The organism is Peptacetobacter sp. AB845 (assembly GCF_047528295.1).
Lineage (GTDB): Bacteria > Bacillota > Clostridia > Peptostreptococcales > Peptostreptococcaceae > Peptacetobacter.
The window spans coordinates 1,665,118-1,682,278 of the sequence record NZ_CP180001.1 but is presented as its reverse complement, the minus strand read 5'-3'; the positions used below and the strand labels follow the sequence as shown (position 1 = coordinate 1,682,278).

14 protein-coding genes are annotated in these 17,161 nt (G+C 30.3%); 3 read left to right on the top strand and 11 right to left on the bottom strand.

Going from position 1 to position 17,161, the window contains the following annotated elements; translation table 11 throughout:
• Window positions 1-28: 28 nt before the first annotated feature.
• The 3 genes from miaA to mutS all read right to left on the bottom strand — a co-directional run bounded on the left by miaA (window position 29) and on the right by mutS (window position 6,082).
• The gene (gene miaA / locus ACK2WO_RS07915) at window positions 29-955 is read right to left on the bottom strand and encodes a tRNA (adenosine(37)-N6)-dimethylallyltransferase MiaA (RefSeq protein ID WP_414697352.1); all 927 of its coding nucleotides are present in this window, start codon (window positions 953-955) and stop codon (window positions 29-31) included.
• 106 nt (window positions 956-1,061) lie between these two features.
• Window positions 1,062-3,173: a DNA mismatch repair endonuclease MutL gene (mutL, locus tag ACK2WO_RS07910; protein ID WP_414697351.1), complete on the bottom strand. Its 2,112-nt coding sequence runs from the start codon at window positions 3,171-3,173 to the stop codon at window positions 1,062-1,064.
• 17 nt (window positions 3,174-3,190) lie between these two features.
• Entirely contained in the window at window positions 3,191-6,082 is a 2,892-nt protein-coding gene (gene mutS / locus ACK2WO_RS07905; protein ID WP_414697350.1) for a DNA mismatch repair protein MutS, read from the bottom strand.
• Between the two features lie 374 nt (window positions 6,083-6,456).
• On the opposite strand from mutS, the gene ACK2WO_RS07900 reads away from it, so the two are divergent.
• The 3 genes from ACK2WO_RS07900 (at window position 6,457) to upp (ending at window position 8,986) form a co-directional block, all read left to right on the top strand.
• On the top strand, window positions 6,457-6,885 hold the full coding sequence (locus ACK2WO_RS07900) for a 4Fe-4S dicluster domain-containing protein (protein WP_414697349.1): 429 nt from the start codon (window positions 6,457-6,459) through the stop codon (window positions 6,883-6,885).
• A gap of 345 nt (window positions 6,886-7,230) precedes the next feature.
• A complete protein-coding gene (locus ACK2WO_RS07895; RefSeq protein WP_414697348.1) occupies window positions 7,231-8,151 on the top strand; it encodes a hypothetical protein in 921 nt (306 codons plus the stop codon).
• A 205-nt stretch (window positions 8,152-8,356) separates the two neighbouring features.
• Window positions 8,357-8,986, top strand: a complete 630-nt coding sequence (gene upp / locus ACK2WO_RS07890; protein ID WP_414697347.1) for a uracil phosphoribosyltransferase — start codon at window positions 8,357-8,359, stop codon at window positions 8,984-8,986.
• A 193-nt stretch (window positions 8,987-9,179) separates the two neighbouring features.
• Here upp and ACK2WO_RS07885 read toward each other — a convergent pair whose 3' ends face one another.
• From ACK2WO_RS07885 to ACK2WO_RS07850, 8 genes are all read right to left on the bottom strand, one after another.
• Window positions 9,180-10,196 (bottom strand): ADP-ribosylglycohydrolase family protein, encoded by a 1,017-nt coding sequence (locus tag ACK2WO_RS07885; protein ID WP_414697346.1) that lies wholly within the window; start codon window positions 10,194-10,196, stop codon window positions 9,180-9,182.
• A 391-nt stretch (window positions 10,197-10,587) separates the two neighbouring features.
• A complete protein-coding gene (locus ACK2WO_RS07880) occupies window positions 10,588-11,952 on the bottom strand; it encodes a PTS ascorbate transporter subunit IIC (RefSeq protein WP_178412205.1) in 1,365 nt (454 codons plus the stop codon).
• An 81-nt stretch (window positions 11,953-12,033) separates the two neighbouring features.
• The gene (locus ACK2WO_RS07875; RefSeq protein WP_006439487.1) at window positions 12,034-12,309 is read right to left on the bottom strand and encodes a PTS sugar transporter subunit IIB; all 276 of its coding nucleotides are present in this window, start codon (window positions 12,307-12,309) and stop codon (window positions 12,034-12,036) included.
• A gap of 1 nt (window position 12,310) precedes the next feature.
• The gene (locus ACK2WO_RS07870; RefSeq protein ID WP_178412206.1) at window positions 12,311-12,712 is read right to left on the bottom strand and encodes a PTS sugar transporter subunit IIA; all 402 of its coding nucleotides are present in this window, start codon (window positions 12,710-12,712) and stop codon (window positions 12,311-12,313) included.
• Window positions 12,713-12,730: 18 nt separating this feature from the next.
• On the bottom strand, window positions 12,731-14,656 hold the full coding sequence (locus ACK2WO_RS07865) for a BglG family transcription antiterminator (protein ID WP_414697345.1): 1,926 nt from the start codon (window positions 14,654-14,656) through the stop codon (window positions 12,731-12,733).
• A gap of 569 nt (window positions 14,657-15,225) precedes the next feature.
• Entirely contained in the window at window positions 15,226-15,807 is a 582-nt protein-coding gene (locus ACK2WO_RS07860) for a DUF3841 domain-containing protein (RefSeq protein ID WP_414697344.1), read from the bottom strand.
• On the bottom strand, window positions 15,783-16,340 hold the full coding sequence (locus tag ACK2WO_RS07855; RefSeq protein ID WP_414697343.1) for a DUF3841 domain-containing protein: 558 nt from the start codon (window positions 16,338-16,340) through the stop codon (window positions 15,783-15,785). Before ACK2WO_RS07855 ends, ACK2WO_RS07860 begins: the two co-directional genes overlap by 25 nt.
• Before the next feature lie 93 nt (window positions 16,341-16,433).
• Complete coding sequence (locus tag ACK2WO_RS07850) at window positions 16,434-17,159, bottom strand: ABC transporter permease (RefSeq protein ID WP_414697342.1); 726 nt, start codon at window positions 17,157-17,159, stop codon at window positions 16,434-16,436.
• Between the last annotated feature and the right edge of the window lie 2 nt (window positions 17,160-17,161).

Sequence of the window (17,161 nt, the reverse complement as noted above, 5' to 3'; positions counted from 1 at the left end):
ATTAAAATAAAAATCAAAAATTTTATTTCTAAAGCATTTCTTTAACATAAGAAACAACTGCATCTTTTAATTCTTCGGCTGAATCAAATTTATCGATTTCAAACCATTTTGCATCCTCATATCTTCTAAACCAAGTTAGCTGTCTCTTTGCATAACGCCTAGAATCTCTTTTAATTATTTCTATAGCTTCTTCAAGAGTATACTCTCCATCGAAATATTTTATAATTTCCTTATATCCTATTCCTTGCATAGAAATCATATCTTTTGTATATCCTCTATCTAAAAGTCCTTTAACTTCTTCAATTAAACCATTTTTTAGCATTATATCGACTCTTAGATTTATTCTATCATATAATGCCTGTCTATCTCTATTTAAAACTATTATAATTGGTCTATACTTTTTATTGTATCTTAAATCCTTTGAGAAGTCATTCATCTTTTCTCCACTCATCGCAACTTCTATTGCTCTTATAACTCTTTTTGTGTTGTTTGGATGAATTCTTTCAGCAGCATCTTTATCTAATGAAACTAATTTTTCGTACATATACGCAGGGCCATTTTCTTCAAGTTCTTTGTTTAATTTATCTCTTAATTCCTGATTTGCATCAGATTTTCCAAAGTCCATATCGTATATTAAAGAATTTAAGTAAAGTCCTGTTCCTCCAGTAACTATTACATTTTTTCCTCTACTAGAAATTTCATCTATATATTCCTCTGCCATTCTTTTGTATTCAGATACAGAAAACGGCATATCTGGCTCTATTTCATCTACTAGATAGTGCTTAACTCCTTGCATTTCCTCTTCAGTTACCTTAGCACTTCCTATGTCCATATACTTGTATATCTGCATTGAATCCGCAGATACTATTTCCGCATCAACCGCCTTTGCAAGCTGAATTGATAAATCTGTCTTTCCAACCGCAGTCGGTCCAGTAAGGATTATAAGTGGTGTCATAAAAATCCCCCTTTCTTTATATTATTTTTATCTCTAATTTATAATGTTTTATATATTAAACATTATTGCATTATTATCTTAAATATTACTATTATCTTAAGTATTACTACATTATTCTTTTAAACATCTTTTCTATTTCAACTTTAGAAATTTCAACCATTGTAGGTCTACCATGTGGGCAAGTGTATGGATTTTCACACTTTTCAAGTTGTCTAAATAGAGATTCTATTTCTATATTTTGAATCCTATCATTTGCTTTAATTGCTGATTTACAAGCCATTACTGCAAATCTATCATCCTTTAAATCATAGTTGTTTGATATTTTATCTATATTATCTATCAATTCTAGGATGAACTTTTCTGATTGAGGAGTTCCAAATAAATTAGGCACTCCCCTTATTAAAATATTATTCATACCAAATATTTCTACTTCAAACCCAAAATTTTTAAACACATCTATATTTTTTTCAACCCGCAGCATATCAACACTAGATAGCTCTAAAACTATTGGATCTAAAAGCATCTGCATGTGTACCTCTCTTTTGTGGAAGGCATTCATATATCTTTCAAAAAGAACTCTTTCATGTGCTGCATGTTGATCCATAAGGTACATTGATTCTCCCTTTTGAAGTACTATATAAGTATCAAATATCACACCTACAACTTTATAATACTTAAGTGAAAATCCTGCTTCCTTTTTTTCAATCTCATCTCTTTTTTCTGAATCAAGTATCGCACCATCAGCAGTAAATGCCATCTGTGATTCAGTTTCAGATATTTTATTAATTTCCTCTAAATTTTTAGCATTTCCATAATAGTTGATTTTATTATCTATATCTTTATTATATATATCTTTATTATCGTTATATCTACTAAATCCATGCGAATAATTTTTATTTGTTGAATTGCTATTTTTTAATGAGCTATTATTCGATTCATTAGCTTTAGATTTTACTTCAGATTTAGGTTTTCCTTCTAAGTTTTTCTTTTTCTCTTCAAAATCGTCTAACTTAATAAATGAGTTTACATCTACCTCATCAGATAAATCTATTGGCTTAATTTCTTTTGTATCAAGGCCTGAGCTAGTACTATTAATATATGGACTTGTATTTCCAAAATTATTCATTTTAAGTGTATTATCATCAAAACCTTGTTTTGCCACAAATTCCTGTTTTACTGCTCTATCCTTAGGTACTCTATCAAATGTTTCATACTTACCTATTAAGCTTTCTTTAAGAAGTTTTGCCCTTAAATACTCCATTATTTCTAGCTTTATCTCATTTTCCTTTTCAAACTTAACTTCTATCTTCCCTGGGTGTATATTCACATCCACTTTATCAGGGTCAAGGTGTAAGTTTATAAAACAAATTGCATGTTTGTTTATAGGTATTATAGATTTGTAGGCGTTTGCAATCGCATCGTAAAGAATCTTGCTTTTCACAAATCTACCATTTATATATACATGCTGTAAATTTCTATTAGACCTGTATATATTGTTATTTCCTATATATCCATCTATCTTAAAAAGACTGCAATCGTAGTTAATTTCAATTAAATTTTCTGCAGTTTCCCTACTGTAAATACTTCTAACTGCACTTAAAAGTTTCCCATCACCTGGAGTATTGACCATAAGTTTTCCTGCATTAAGGTATCTAAATTTTACATTTGGATAGCCTATAGCCAATTTATTTACAATATCTGTAATATTCATTAATTCAGCATGGTCAGTTTTTAAAAATTTCTTTCTTGCTGGAGTATTGAAGAATAAATCTTTAATCACAATAGATGTTCCAGTATTTGCACCTACTGCCTCTTTTGATTCTACATTTCCTCCAACTAAAGTGATTTTTGTTCCAACAGCCTCATCCTCAAATTTTGTAGTCATTTCTAATTTTGAAACTGCACAAATAGAAGCCAGTGCCTCTCCTCTAAATCCAAGCGTAAACAGATTAAATAAATCATCTATCTTATCTATTTTGCTTGTTGCATGTCTTAAAAAGCACTTCTTAACTTCACTTGAAGGAATTCCACACCCATTATCAGTTATCTTAATAAGCGACTTTCCTCCATTTTCAACTTCTATTATTATTCTATCAGCCCCAGCATCTATTGAGTTTTCAACTAATTCCTTTACAATAGATGCTGGTCTTTCAACAACTTCTCCAGCTGCAATTTTATTTATTGTTATTTCGTCTAGCAGGTTTATTCTATTTTTCATAATAACCTCCTAATTTTCTATTTTGAACTTTCTTCCTGAGCTATTTTCTGTAACTCGAATATTTTATTCATAGCGTCTAATGGAGTCATATTCATAAGATTTAAAGATAAAATCTCTTCCTCTAGCTTGCTCTTTTCCATACTTCCAAATGAAATCTGGACTCCTGAAGTACTGTATTCCACTTTTTTACTCTTTTTAGACTGTTTTTCTTTTAATTTTTTAGAAAGTGATTCTACTTTTTCTTCAAGCTCTTTATTTTTATCATTTAAGTTCTCATTATGATTTCTTAAACTATCATTTTCTGTTTTTAAATTGCCAACCTCTGATTTTAAGCTTTTACATTCTTCTTTCAAACTCTTACATTCTTCAAGATTTTTATCTTCGTAAATTATTTTTTCAGCAACTCTATCACTTATATTTACTACATTCTGCGTAAATTCACTATTCCCATTATCAGAAGAAAGTGCATTTAAAACACTCATATTACTTACGTGATTTTTCTCTAAGTCAGAAAGTATCTCAGATGATCTGTTTATAACCTCATCTGGTAATTTTGCCAACTTAGCAACATATATTCCATAACTTTTATCTGCAGCCTGAGGAATTATCTTTCTAAGGAATATTACATCATTTCCGTCTTCCTTAACTCCTATAGAGTAGTTTTTAACCTCGTCAAACTCATCCTCTAAATCAGTTAATTCATGGTAGTGAGTTGCAAATAACGTCTTACATTTTATATTTTTCTGAATGTACTCAACTATAGACCAAGCCAAACTTATTCCGTCATAAGTACTAGTTCCACGACCTATTTCATCAAGTATAACTAAACTCTTGTCTGTAGCATTTTTAAGAATCATTGAAACTTCATTCATCTCAACCATAAATGTAGACTGCCCCTGAGATAAATCATCGCTTGCTCCAACCCTTGTAAATATTCTATCCATTATTGGAATATCAGCGTATTCTGCAGGAACAAATGACCCTATATGAGCCATAAGTGCAATTATCGCAGTTTGTCTCATATATGTAGATTTACCTGACATATTAGGCCCTGTGATTATGTTTATAGTATTTTCTCCAGTTTTTAAATATGTATCGTTTGGAACAAAGTTTTCTATTCCTACAATATTTTCAACAACAGGATGTCTACCATTTTTTATCTCTAATCTATTTTCGTTATTTATACTTGGTTTAACATATCCATTAAGAGATGCTGTTTCGGCAAGTGATGCGTATACATCAACATTTGCAACTATATGTGCAACTTCCTGTATTCTGTTTATATTTTTATAAACTGCTCCTCTAATTTCTGTAAATATTTCATACTCAATAGCTTTTATTTTTTCTTCTGCATTTAGAATTTTTTCTTCTATTTCTTTTAATTCTGGCGTGATAAATCTCTCTGCATTGCTAAGAGTCTGCTTTCTTATGTAGCTTTCATCTATATTTGCCTGAGCTAAATTTGCTTTTGTAATTTCTATATAATATCCAAAAATTTTATTAAATCCTATTTTTAATGATTTAACCCCTGTTCTTTCCTTTTCTTTTACTTCTATATCCTTTATGATATTTGCTCCATTTTTAGAAATATCTCTAAGCTCATCTAATTCTCTATTAAATCCTGATTTTATAATATTTCCGTCTTTTATTGTAATAGAAGGATCTTCTTTTATAGAATCATATATCAATTCGTAAATATCCTCTAAAGTATCCATACTATCTATATATTCCTTTAAAATTACACAACTTGAGCCTTCAACAGTATTTTTTAATAAAGGAAGTTTTTCTATAGAATTTTTTAGATTTATTAACTCTTTTGGAGTTACTTTTTCAAAGGCTATTTTCCCACAGATTCTTTCTATATCGTAAATTTTCTTTAATATTTCAATTAAATCTTCTTTTAAAATATAATCATCGTTTATTTCTTCTATTATATTTAATCTATATTCTATTTTTTCTTTGTTTATAAGTGGCTGCTCTACATATTTTCTAAGAAGTCTACCACCCATTGCAGTTGAAGTTCTGTCTAGTACATGAAGAAGTGAGCCCTTTTTCTTCCCACCTCTTATAGTCTGAGTTAATTCAAGATTTGTTCTAGTAAACATATCAAGTACCATATACTCAGCAGAGTTGTAGACATTTACAGAGCTCATATTTGATGTTATCTGCTTTTGAGTTGAGAATATATAGTTTAAAATAATTGCTATACTTTTCTTTATAAGTCCGTCATTATCTAAATCCAAAGTATCTATATATTCTTTTGAGAAATAGTCGAATATTATAGATTCATCCTCCATTTTCTCGTCAAAACTCTCATTTATGTATATATTTCCAACTGTTGCTATGTCTCTAATTTTTTCAACAAATGAAAGGTCATTTATTATTATTTCAGAAGGATTTACTTTTGCTATTTCTTCAACTATTTTTTCCTCATTTAAATAAGTCGCATTTAATTCTCCTGTACTTATATCTACATAAGACAGTCCGATCATATTTTTGTTTCTGTATATAGACATAAGATAGTTGTTTTTCTTATTTTCTAAAAGAGATCCGTCTAATACCGTACCTGGAGTTATAACCCTTATAACATCTCTTTTTACAATCCCTTTTGCTTTAGCTGGGTCTTCTAGCTGTTCACCTATTGCTACTTTGTACCCATTTTCGACTAATTTTGATATATATGAATTGGCAGAATGGAAAGGTACTCCACACATTGGAGCTCTTTCTTCTAAGCCACAAGCTTTTCCAGTAAGTGCTATTTCAAGTGTCTTTGAGGCTACTATTGCATCATCAAAGAACATTTCATAAAAATCGCCCAATCTATAAAATAGTATACAGTCTTTGTATCTATCTTTTGTTTCCATATACTGTTTCATCATGGGTGTAAGTTTTTTTCTATCTACTTCCATTTTATTCCTCCTTTTTAATTAGTATTTTCAATATAGTATTAAATCAAATTATTAAATCAATTATTCTAAGTCTTTCTTTTAATCAAATTGTTTCAAATCGTACATTCAACTAAAAATTTGTCTCATTGTTTTATTATATCATATTTTTTAAAAGTTTCGCAGAATAACTCTCTTAGTTTGATACTATCCCTTGATTTACTCATAAGTTGTATATTTTGATTTCTCTTATAGCTTATATATCTTGGTTTATTTTATAACTTGTATATATTGGCTTTACTTATAATTGAAATCCTTCTTTCTTTCGTGTAAAATTAGATTTGAATTTATTTTTAATTTTTTTGTTAAATAGAAATTTATAGGGGAGGTTTTTTATTTTGAAAAAGATAGTTTATAATATGGACCTTTGTAATGCTTGCTTTAAATGTCATGCATCATGTGCAAAAGTTCATTCGGATAAAGAAGGACTTAGTTGCAGAAAGATGAAGAGGGTTGAGAATCCTGTAACTAATTCTTTTAGATTAATCACAGAATCTTGTAGACATTGTGAGGATCCTACTTGTTTAAACAACTGCGCTCACGATGTTTTTTCTGTAGACCCTATTACAGGATTTGTCATTACTAATGATGAGAACTGCATAGGATGTCAGATTTGTTCTTTTGTCTGTCCATTTGATGTTCCTAAGTTTTTAAATGAAAAGATTGTAAAATGTGATGGATGTAATGATAGAGTAAAGGCTGGACTACTGCCTGCATGTGTAGAAGCATGCGAATCTCATGCATTAAGAATTGTTGATGTAAAATAGAAAAAATAGAAGCAACAATTAACGCTCCAGGCTTCAGCGCCACATACTTTTTATAAGAACTTTAAATTGTTTGTGGCGCTTCCAGATTGTCGCTGTTAATTTGTTACTTCTATTTTTTTATGTTTTAAATCAGTAAATCCTAGTGCATGAGTTTCTTCGGCAATGCATTGCGAATTTTTTACCATAATTAAATATCTTCTTTATTCTTACAGTTTATTAAATTGTAATGCGTGAGTTTTTGGTGTTAGTGTTATTTTCCTCACATTTTTCATCTCCATTTTTTAAATATAAGTTATAATATAGTTATAAATAATATTTTATTCCTTATAGAAAGGAGATTTTCCTATGAAGCTTATGTACGACGAAGAAACTTTATATAAAGTTATGACCGAGCAAGTTTTACCAAATGTCTCTAAGGAGATTTTTTCTATTCCAAATCATTTAATTCTAGCAGTTATTCAAAAGATAAATAATGTAACATTTAATCAAAATTGTATAATTTCTATAAATAATGAAGGTCTTTTGTTTGGATTTATGAGTAAGTTGAAAGTAGATAAAGCAACTGATTACCATTTTTTCAAGTTTAAAGATATGCAGGGAATTGCTTTAAAAAATGGGATTTTCGGCATGAAGATAATTATCCAATTTAAGAGTGGAACAAGATATAAACTATATGCAAGTAAGAAAAGCAACAACAATCTACCAAATCAGAGAGAAAATTTAGGATATATTATTTCTGTACTTGCTGCTAAAAATTTAAATGATATGAGCAGCAAAAGGTATAGTAGTATAAAGTGGGAAAATAGAAAATCATCATTTGCCTATATTTCTACTTTAATCTTAGCTCTACTTATTCCAATTTGCTTTATAAATCGTATAAAAAGTACTCTGCTTTTTACTATCATAGTTGTCGCAGTTTGGATTTTACATTTTATATTATTTTCTGCACTTGCAACTTCTAGTGAAAAAAGAAAAAATAAGAAGTTTACAGAAGAGTATAATAAAATTATTGAAAAATACAATGAGTCAAAAGATGATTATCAATTATATTGCAATTTAAAAAATATTTTAAATCATCCTCGCACCAAAGATGCTAAAAACTCTTACTATTTATCTTTATCCTCAGCTGCAGCAAATATAGGATATTTCAATGAATCTCTAGATTATTTGGATATGGTCGAATATTTAGAAGGCGATATTTTGAATAAAGCTGTTAATCAACAGAGAGAAGAGATAAAAACACGAAGATATAATCAAAACAATTAAATAATTTTCGTGTTTTTGTATGAATTTATTTTGAATTTTTAACAATAAAATTAATTAAAATTATTATTTTTAAGCAAAATACAAAAAATAGATGAAAAATGTTAAGATTTTTGGTATAATATGAAAAAGTGTGTGTATATTAAGAATCAATTACGCATAAAACAATTTTTATTGTTAGACAGATTAAATTTTAGGAGGCTTATCTATGAACAAAGTAGTAATAATGGATCATCCATTAGTTCAGCACAAATTAACTTTAATGAGAGATAAAAACACTGGATCAAAAGATTTCAGAGAATTATTAACAGAAATAACAATGCTTATGGGATACGAAATAACAAGAGACCTTCCACTTGAAGAAGTTGAAATAGAAACTCCACTTGTTAAAACTAAAGCTAGAGTAATAGCTGGTAAAAAATTAGGTATCGTTCCAATATTAAGAGCAGGATTAGGAATGGTAGACGGATTACTTTCATTAGTTCCAGCTGCTAAAGTTGGACACGTTGGTCTATACAGAGACCCAGAAACTTTAAAACCAGTTGAATACTATAGCAAATTCCCTAAAGATATAAACGAAAGAGATATGATAGTTGTAGACCCAATGCTAGCTACTGGTGGTTCTGCAGTTGCAGCTATAGATGTTGTTAAAAGAGAAGGAGCTAAAAGTGTTAAATTAGTTAACTTAGTAGCTTCTCCAGAAGGTATAGCAGAAGTTCACAAATATCATCCAGACGTTGATATATTTGTAGCAGCTCTTGACGAAAGATTAAACGAACATGGATACATATTACCAGGTTTAGGAGATGCTGGAGATAGATTATTCGGAACTAAATAACAAGGACAAGAGTATATCTGCTCTTGGCTCCAGGCTTCAGCGCCCCACACTGTTAGAATAACACATTTAGCAGTTGTGGGGCGCTTGCAGTATTGTCGCTTTTGAGCAGATATATCTCTTGCCCTCAGTTTGTTATTTTGATGTAAGGAAAGGATGATAGGATAATAATTGCTCGTAGCCTATTTTTATTTCGTTAGTTGTTCTTCATATATTGTTTTTTATTATATAATTTTTCAGAAATATTTTCTATAAAATCTACTAACTCTAATTTATCTAAAAATTTTCTATTTATTCCATCTATACCTAAGTATGCTCCAAGAATATTTCCTGTAATAGATCCTGTGGAATCACTATCTCCATTATGATTTACAGAAGCAATGATTCCTTTTTCAAAGTTATTGCTATATTTCAAAGAGCAATATATGGCTATTGCAAGAGTTTCCTCTGCAACCCATCCTTCTCCAAGTATATGTATAGCTTCAAGTTCTTCAAGATTCTCTTTTGAAAGTTTTAATGCCTTTTCAACTATTTCTATCAATTCATAGGTGTATTCTTTGTCTATAAAGCATTCCTTAACTACTTCTATTGATTTTATTATAGCCCCCTCAATATTCATATTATAATGAACAATGCAAGCTATAATTACAGCAAATATAGCTGATGAAAGATAAGCAAGTTCGTGAGAATGTGTAAGTGCCGATGCTTTTGCTGCCAAAAAAGCAGTCTCTTTTAGATTTTTATTCTTAAAATATAATCCTATTGGTGCGGTTCTCATTATGCCACCACACCCCTTACTATTATTAATTTGCGTTTCTAATGTACCATTTGCTCCATTCCAAATTGACATCAAACAAGTTCTTCCAGGCTCTCTACTAGCAAACAATTCTTTTATATTCATTAAATTAGAATATCCTTCTATTCCAATATTTATCTCGCCCATTTGAGTATTTGCCCAATCTATATAACACTTTCTTAAACTTTCTATCTCATCCCCATCAGATAAAAGCAAACCATCTATAGTAAAAAGTGTCATTTGTGTATCATCAGAAATCTCTGCAACTCCATTATTTAAATTGTATTCTGTTATTCCATTTTCTCCATAAGTAAAAAATATCTCATCTTCAGACATAAATTCAATTGGATAACCTAATGCATCTCCTACAGCCCCACCTAAAATACATCCTTTAAATTTATTTAATAACTTATTCATTTTTATCAGCTCCATTAAAATAATATTATATTCTTATTTTATTATATTATATAAATCACTAACTTTTAAAGCAAAACATATCTATTAGCGAATTTACTTTCTTTTTCTCAGTTTTAAACTTGCTGCAAAATAATATAAATTTGGATGCCGTAGTTGTTTTCTGTGGCAATCCCTTCTCTTATTTTGGGTATCAGTTTAATAATGTGTAAAAGAAAAGACTAGTTTAAATTTAAGCGACAATTCCGCAAGCGCCCCATACATATAAATGTGTTACATAATAGAATGGGGCGCTGAGGACTGGAGCAAAATTTAACTAGTCTTTTCTTGTTTATTATGACCTCCATAAAATAAAGAAGGGATGCCACAGAATTCTGCGACATCCCTATTTATACTATTCTGCTACTTCTGTAGCTTTTTTCTTTCCTGATATCATTGAGTATATAACCATTAGTGCAACTATACCTACTAAAGCTATTGTTACTCCATTTCCTCCGAAGAACTGCTGTAGTTTTCCAAGAACTATACCAACTACTGCGAAGTCTGCATCTGAGAATGTTGAGTTTGCAACACCTAAGTTACCTAATACTGGTAATAATCCAACTGGTAGGAATGATATTAATATACCATTGAAGAATGCTCCAAGTATAGCACCTCTTCTACCACCTGTTGCGTTACCAAATACCCCTGCTGTTGCACCACAGAAGAAGTGAGGAACAACGCCTGGTATTACTATTGTAAGTCCCATAGCACCTAGTGCAAACATTGATACTATACCACCTATAAATGAACTTATGAATCCAACAAGTACTGCATTTGGAGCATAAGGGAACACTATAGGACAGTCTAGTGCTGGTCTTGAGTTTGGAACAAGTTTTGTAGCGATTCCTCTGAATGCTGGAACTATTTCGTTAAGAACAAGTCTAACACCGTTCTGGATTAATATGAATCCTGCTGCGAATTTTAATGCCTGCATCATTGAGAATACTATGAAGTTCTGTCCACCAGATAAGTTTGTTTCAACATATTCTGCACCTGCTGCTATTGCAACTACTATGTAAAGTATTAACATTGTTATTGATATAGAAACAACTGAATCTCTAAGGAAACTTAAAGATTTTGGTACGTTCATTTCTTCTGTTGATTTAGAGTTTTTACCAACTGCTCTACCTATTAATCCTGCACAAGCGTAACCAACTGATGAGAAATGACCTAATGCAACTGAATCATTTTTTGTTACATCTTTCATGAATGGCTGACACATTGCTGGTGAAAGTACCATTATTATTCCAAGTGCTAAAGCCCCTGTAAATACTAACTGTACACCTGTCATTCCTGATACTGAAAGTATAACTGCTACCATACAAGCCATGTATAATGTAACGTGACCTGTTAAGAATATATTTTTGAATTTTGTAAATCTAGCTATTAATATATTAGCAAGCATACCAAATGCCATTATAAGTGCTGTTGCCTGACCGTAGTCTTTAATTGCAAGTGCAACTACTGCTTCGTTGTTTGGTATTACCCCATTTATATGGAATCCGTACTGGAACATCTCACCAAATGGTGCTAATGATGCTGATATTACGTCTGCTGATGCAGATATTACAACGAAACCAACCATTGCTTTTAAAGTAGCTTTTACTACATCTTCAAAAGCTTTTTTCTGTAATAAAAGACCTATTAATACTATAAACCCTACAAGTACAGAAGGTTCTTTAATAAAATCGACTAAATCGCCTAATATTCCGTTCATATTTTCCTCCTTTGTTAATAAAAGTTTATTACTTTTTAATAACTAATCCTTTTAATAACCAATCCCTTTATTTATTTTTTCTTAGTATCCTATTTTTTCTTTTATTTTAGCTTTTAATTCATCTCTATCTAAAAGAGAATCTAAAACTATAAGATTTGGAAGATGAGAAGCACTTGCTTCTAAGTCTTTTCCTGTTACGAATATTTCAGCCTGATCTGCTGTAGCATCTGCTAAAGAGTTGTGAGATGCCTGATATTCTGAAGAAGCACCTAATTCATTTAATATATCTGTTATGTTCATTTCCACCATAAAACTTGATCCTAATCCTGATCCACATACTGCCATTATTGTTTTCATATTACATTACCTCCATAATTTCTTTTTCATTTTTTGAATTTAATATTTTTTCTACTTTTTCTTTGTTCATACATATTTCAGCTAGATTTTTTATTGTATCTATATGAGAAGAACTATCTACAGCTGTTATTGTAAAGAATATTTTTATAGGTTTTCCTAAAAAATCTACTTCTTTATTAAGCTTTAATACACATAAATCAGTTTTTAATGCTCCATCTTCTGGTCTTGCATGAGGCATTGCTATATGGTCTGCTATGCAAAAATATGCCCCAAACTCCTCTATTTTTGATAGGATTGCATCGTAGTATCTATCTTCTATAGAGCCATTTTTAACTAATTCATCACAAGATAGTTTTATCGCTTCTTCATAGTTTTTAACTTCATCTATTACTTTTACTATCATCTTTCTATCTCCTGACTTTTAAACCATTATTTTTAGATCAAAGTATTTTTCTGCGTTCTTAAATTTTTCTGCATTATTATTTTTAGTTAGTATGTTGATTAACTCAATTAGATTCTTATTTTCATCTTTGTTCGCTAAAACAACTACGGATTTAATTCTCACCTCTGAGTTATCACCAAAATAAATTTCATTCTTTAAAGTCAACATCGATACTGCATTGTTTACAACATTCTTATTAGAAGCATGGACAAATGCTATCTCCGGAATAAATACCATATATGTCCCAAGGTCCTCTATCGCCTTTATCATATCGTCTACGTATTCTTCCTTTATATCTCCAGATTTTATCAGCGGTTTTGATGCTTCTGCTATTGCATCTCTCCAGTTATCTGCATCGTATAAGAAGGCTGCATTGCTCTTTCTAATAATTTCTGCAACTGATGATATTTTATCTCCTTTGTACTTAGAAACAAGATATTCACTACTTTTTTCGTATACGTTATTAAATGCTAGTTTTTTAAGCTTTAAAACGTCATCTATATTAAGCATAGGGTTAACTTCAACATATTCAATATCTGTATTTCTTATAGGTACAGTGGAAATTATAATATCAACATCCTTATTTTTTAACTCTTCTTCTAAGTTATTTAATCTACATACACCTTCAACCTGTATCTGAGGAAGCATTACTTCCATTCTCGCACTTAGAAGTCCTGCTGTAGCTAGTCCACTGTTGCAAACTATCAATGCTTTTGTATCAAATATTTCTTGAGTTTTTCTCTCAAAGGCTGCTCCAAAGTGCATAGCCATGTAAGAAACCTCGTCGTCAGGAAATTCTACCCCGATTTCACTTTCGTATTTTTTCATAACATCTTCTGTTATTTGGTAAATTATCCCCAACCTCATTTTTATATCTTCTTTTAATGGATTTTCAATCTTAAAGTTGTTTTGCATTCTGTACATTGCCACACTGAAGTGCATTACAACTGAATTTACAAAATCAAAATCATTTGAATAGTCTATTCCAGTGTATTTTTCCATATCCTCTATTATTCTCATAGCTAGATATTTATTACCATCCATTTTTACATCAGATTTATCATTTATAAAACTCATGACCTTTGCACTTTTAAACCACTTCATTAAGTAGCAAATCTCTTTCTTATCCTCTGTTTTATCAGCAAATGCGTATTGTATAGCCTCGAATTCCTCTTCCTGCTCTTTTTCCTTTATGTATTCTTCACTATAGTTAAAGTTTGAATACTCTCCCATCCTCATAAAGCAGTACATTATAATGATAATTAATTCTTTAAATGATGTGTCTGAATACTCAAGAGAAAGCCTATTTTCTACCTTGTGTATTCTTTTTTCTATATCATTTTTTACAGAATCAAAATCATCTATAATCATTTTTAGAAGTTTGTAATTGTCTGCATTTGAAATCTTATAGTATAGATTGATAAAGGCATATCTTACATCTTCCTCATCACCTTCTATACAAGTTCCAATATAAGCTTTAGAAATTACATTAATTCTTAGATTATTCAATATCTCTTTAGCTTTCTTTAAGTCTGATACAACTGTATTCTTACTTACTGAAAGCATATTTGCCAATTCCTCAACTTTACTATTTCCTATCAAAAGATTTATCGCTATGAAAATCACCCTATCCTCTGGCGAATTGATTTCCACACAATCGAAAATTGATGAAAATGTCAATATATCTCTTTTTCCTTTAAATTCCAACTTGATACCGTATCTTGGCGTTCTAACTAAGGAAATCTTTTCATTATCCTTCAGCGTATATTCTATATTATCTAAATCGTATCTAATTGTTCTTACACTAACTTTAAATTCTTTTGATATTTCATTTATTGTTGTATAGTCTTTTTTATTATATAAGTATTTTAAAATACTATTTTGTCTTTCGTTTAATGTGATCACTTTACTTCATCTCCTAGGATTATTATATCTTTATTATAAATATCACAGTAATTTGCCGCAATTATAAAATTTTTCCTTCATTGTGGCAAATAAAATGCAAAAGTGCCACATTAAAAATCGTTTTCAGCACAATTTCATGCAAGTATATCATCTATTTACCTATAATTTTGCGTTGTCTTATATTTTTTACATAATTCTTTATAAAAACTTTTACATATAATTTTTCATAAAAATTTGCATAAAAAAATATGTACCAGACAATTTTCTGATTCAGCACAATTTCATGCAAGTATATCATCTATTTACCTATAATTTTGCGTTGTCTTATATTTTTTACATAATTCTTTATAAAAACTTTTACATATAATTTTTCATAAAAATTTGCATAAAAAAATATGTACCAGACAATTTTCTGATACATCTCATTTAGTTGAATATAAAAAAATAAGAACAAGAGAAATAACTGCTCTATAGCGACAATTCCACAAGCAACCATATCCTATAAATATGTCATACAATGGGGTGGGTGCTGAGGACTGGAGCACAGAGCAGTTATTCTCTTGTCTCTTTTATAATCCTTCTACTATCCATTCTTTTTTTATCTGCCAAAGTCCAGCTTGTATACCGTTTCTAGTGACATCCTCGCCATTTTTTAGCTTATCTTCATTTCTGAAAAGATTTTGCCAACTATCCATTACTTCCTTTTTCAAATCAGGATAAAAGTTAGTCAACATTATCTTAGTTTCTAACACCCCATAAGGAGCTATCTTTTCCCTAAAAGCAGCTTCTTCTTTTTCGTCTTTTCCTAAATACTTCAAGCACATAATCCTATTCCAATCTCTAACATCGAAAAGAACTACCTCATCTAGCGGAACTTCTAGTTTCAACACATTTCCACCATTTGCTTGGTCTACGTTATATAGGTCTTTAAAGGCCCAATACGGATACTCAGCTCCTTCTGGCTTTTTAGCAAATCTACCAGCCTCATTTACAAACCAAGAATACGCAGTTGTAAATACAGCTGCACTTTCTACATATTTCTTTTCAACATATTTTTTCTTAGAAAAACATACACCGTCTTTCTTTATCGCCTCTATTACAGGGTCTGCCTGAAGTGCATATAAAGTTATTTTATTATTTGAGTAATCCATTCTTCCTTCACCTCCCAAATATTTCCGTAGCATGCATCGCTATTTGCTTTTACATTTTCGTCAAACAATCTCGCCCAACTACTCATAATTTCCATTTTTATCTGCGGATAAAATCTACTCATATACGCCTGTGCATCACTTACACCGTAGTCTGCCAAAAGCTGTCTATGTCTTTTAGCATCAGCTTCATCTGCTGGAATGTATGAATAGTTTAAAATCATTCCCCATTTTTCTATATTTACATGAGTTATCGTATTTGGATCTAGCTCTAGTTCTAATATTACAGTATTTTCATCGTTCATCATTGTCGCATCTTTTTTGAAAGATACCCAAATAGGATAGCTTACATCTTTAGGCTTATCCTTTGAAAGTGGCCCACTTCTCGATAACCAATTGTATACTTCAAGAACTAAATCTGCGTGTTCTTGCAAATCTTTCATTATATATTCTTTTCTTGCTATATATCTTCCGTCTTTTTCTAACTGTTTAAGAACATCTTTATTTTGCTTTGTCCATACCTTTATCTTTTCCATAGCTATCAATTTCCTTTATAAAATATCTGTATTTAAGGTATTCTATAAATTATATTAAATTCCTTCAAAAATTTTTTATTGAATTTTTATTTTTTATACATCTTTTCTTTTTAAAATAATGTTTTCTATTGACGCAAATATCACTGTGAATAAAAGAGATGTTAGTAATATTTTTGCAATTACATCTCCTCCAAAACCGCCAGGCTTCAATGCACTCATGCTGTATATAACTAACGAATATGGAATAGAAAATGCCCTCTCTGCCATAACAAATCTAAGTCCTAATATAGATAAACATACTGAAATTCCAACAGGTACTGCAAAACTCCTCACATTCATAGAGATAAATAGCTGTACTGCTGCTACAGATATTCCCGCAACAGCCCCAAGAGAAATCCATTGTATCAATTCCTTAGGAATATTTGAATCTAATCCCACTATTTTTCCACCGATTATATAAAATATTGCAACCATAATCTGTGAAAAGCATATTAAAATTGTCGCTGACACAAGTTTTGATATAATTATATTTCTTCTTTTTATAGGAGCTGCTAAAATTTTATTCCAATTTGAATTTTCATGTTCTAGCTTACATAAATAAGAGCAAATCAATGCAATTGATGCAGGAAAGAAAAAGTAACTGTAGAACAAAGATACCTGAGTCCAAAGACTGTACCATTTATTTTGAAGTACACCTATATTCATATAATAGTTTCCTGTTCCCATAAACACAGCAATCAACGGAATTATTATCAAAACAGGGATTATGCCACTTCTTTTTAACTTTATAATTTCTGATTTTATACATCTCAAAAGCATAT

Excerpts from the sequence above, each read along its gene's own strand:
- miaA (WP_414697352.1), bottom strand. The coding sequence starts at position 955 with ATGACACCACTTATAATCCTTACTGGACCGACTGCGGTTGGAAAGACA.
- mutL (WP_414697351.1), bottom strand. The coding sequence starts at position 3,173 with ATGAAAAATAGAATAAACCTGCTAGACGAAATAACAATAAATAAAATT.
- mutS (WP_414697350.1), bottom strand. The coding sequence starts at position 6,082 with ATGGAAGTAGATAGAAAAAAACTTACACCCATGATGAAACAGTATATG.
- ACK2WO_RS07895 (WP_414697348.1), top strand. The coding sequence starts at position 7,231 with ATGAAGCTTATGTACGACGAAGAAACTTTATATAAAGTTATGACCGAG.
- upp (WP_414697347.1), top strand. The coding sequence starts at position 8,357 with ATGAACAAAGTAGTAATAATGGATCATCCATTAGTTCAGCACAAATTA.
- ACK2WO_RS07885 (WP_414697346.1), bottom strand. The coding sequence starts at position 10,196 with ATGAATAAGTTATTAAATAAATTTAAAGGATGTATTTTAGGTGGGGCT.
- ACK2WO_RS07880 (WP_178412205.1), bottom strand. The coding sequence starts at position 11,952 with ATGAACGGAATATTAGGCGATTTAGTCGATTTTATTAAAGAACCTTCT.
- ACK2WO_RS07875 (WP_006439487.1), bottom strand. The coding sequence starts at position 12,309 with ATGAAAACAATAATGGCAGTATGTGGATCAGGATTAGGATCAAGTTTT.
- ACK2WO_RS07870 (WP_178412206.1), bottom strand. The coding sequence starts at position 12,712 with ATGATAGTAAAAGTAATAGATGAAGTTAAAAACTATGAAGAAGCGATA.
- ACK2WO_RS07860 (WP_414697344.1), bottom strand. The coding sequence starts at position 15,807 with ATGGATTACTCAAATAATAAAATAACTTTATATGCACTTCAGGCAGAC.
- ACK2WO_RS07855 (WP_414697343.1), bottom strand. The coding sequence starts at position 16,340 with ATGGAAAAGATAAAGGTATGGACAAAGCAAAATAAAGATGTTCTTAAA.
- ACK2WO_RS07850 (WP_414697342.1), bottom strand. The coding sequence starts at position 17,159 with ATGCTTTTGAGATGTATAAAATCAGAAATTATAAAGTTAAAAAGAAGT.